This window comes from Stenotrophomonas sp. 3diitr2024, from assembly GCF_042136455.1.
Classification (GTDB): Bacteria; Pseudomonadota; Gammaproteobacteria; order Xanthomonadales; family Xanthomonadaceae; genus Stenotrophomonas; species Stenotrophomonas sepilia.
The window spans coordinates 1-1,441 of record NZ_JBHHMJ010000436.1 but is presented as its reverse complement, the minus strand read 5'-3'; the positions used below and the strand labels follow the sequence as shown (position 1 = coordinate 1,441).

Genomic DNA, 1,441 nt, shown 5'->3' with positions numbered 1-1,441 from the left:
CCCCCCTTCGACAGTTTCCTGTCGTCCGTGGGGTCGGATCCCGTTGTTGCGCAACGGGCTCCGACCCCTGTTGATGGGCCATGAGGACGGTAGATCCACGCCATGCGTGGATGGATTTCTGGTTCATCTGTGCCTCACGCGGTGGGCCGATGAAGGTTCATGCTATGGGGCCACGCAACGCACAGGACATCGCATTCCCCATGGCACGGACCCGGGTCGGCATCATCTTCGGGGGCAAGTCTTCCGAGCACGAAGTTTCACTGCAGTCGGCGAAGAACATCCTCGATGCGCTTGATCGCGAGCGCTTCGAGCCGGTGCTGGTCGGCATCGACAAGCAGGGCCAGTGGCATCTGAGCGAGCCTGCGACCTTCCTGCTCAATGCCGATGATCCGGCACGCATCGCGCTGCATCGCTCCGGCCAGTCGCTGGCGGTCCTTCCCGGTGCCGAGCAGGCACAGCTGCAGCCCTCCGATGCGGCCAGCGTGCTGGGCCAGATCGATGTGGTGCTGCCGATCGTGCACGGGCCTCTGGGCGAGGACGGTGCGCTGCAGGGCCTGCTGCGCATGGCCAACCTGCCCTTCGTCGGTTCGCCGGTACTGGGCTCGGCAGTGGCGATGGACAAGGACGTGACCAAGCGCCTGCTGCGCGACGCCGGGCTGCAGGTGGCGCCGTGGCTGTGCATCCGCCGCCACCAGGTGGCGGAAGTGGATGTCGATGCGGTGATTGCCCAGCTTGGCCTGCCGCTGTTCGTGAAGCCGGCCAACCAAGGCTCGTCGGTAGGCGTGAGCAAGGTCAAGGATGCGGCGGGCTTTGCCGAAGCGCTGGCATTGGCGCTGCGCTACGACCACAAGGTGCTGGTGGAATCGGCGGTGATCGGCCGTGAGATCGAGTGCGCGGTTCTGGGCAACGAACATCCGCAGGCCAGCCTGTGCGGCGAGGTGGTGGTGCACGACGAGTTCTACGCCTACGACACCAAGTACATCAACGCCGATGGTGCCGAAGTGGTGGTACCCGCGGATATCGATGCTGCAACACAGGCACGCATCCAGCAGATCGCGCTGCGGGCCTACCAGGCGCTGGAGTGTGCCGGCATGGCGCGCGTGGATGTGTTCCTCACTGCGGGCGGCGACATCATCATCAACGAGGTCAACACGCTGCCGGGCTTCACCCGCATCAGCATGTACCCGAAGCTGTGGGGTGCCAGCGGCGTGGACTACACCACGCTGATCACCCGCCTGATCGAGCTGGCGCTGGAGCGCCATGTGGCCGATCGCGGGCTGCAGAGCGCTGTGTAACGTCGTGATCGCCCGCAGAGCACCTATATCCGTCGCCCGCCGTACTGGGAGGGCGCACTGGCCGGTGAGCGCACGCTGTCGGGTATGCGCCCGCTGGCGGTGCTGCCGGACAACATCACCACCGACCACCTGTCGCCGTCCAACGC

1 protein-coding gene is annotated in these 1,441 nt (G+C 65.7%); it reads left to right on the top strand.

Annotation, left to right across the window (positions count from 1 at the left end):
* Nucleotides 1-200 precede the first annotated feature (200 nt).
* Nucleotides 201-1,295, top strand: a complete 1,095-nt coding sequence (ddlA, locus tag ABGA94_RS10820; RefSeq protein WP_375367257.1) for a D-alanine--D-alanine ligase — start codon at nt 201-203, stop codon at nt 1,293-1,295.
* Nucleotides 1,296-1,441 lie beyond the last annotated feature (146 nt).

What these genes read in the sequence shown, in the direction of transcription:
- ddlA (WP_375367257.1), top strand. Translation starts at nt 201, where the DNA reads ATGGCACGGACCCGGGTCGGCATCATCTTCGGGGGCAAGTCTTCCGAG.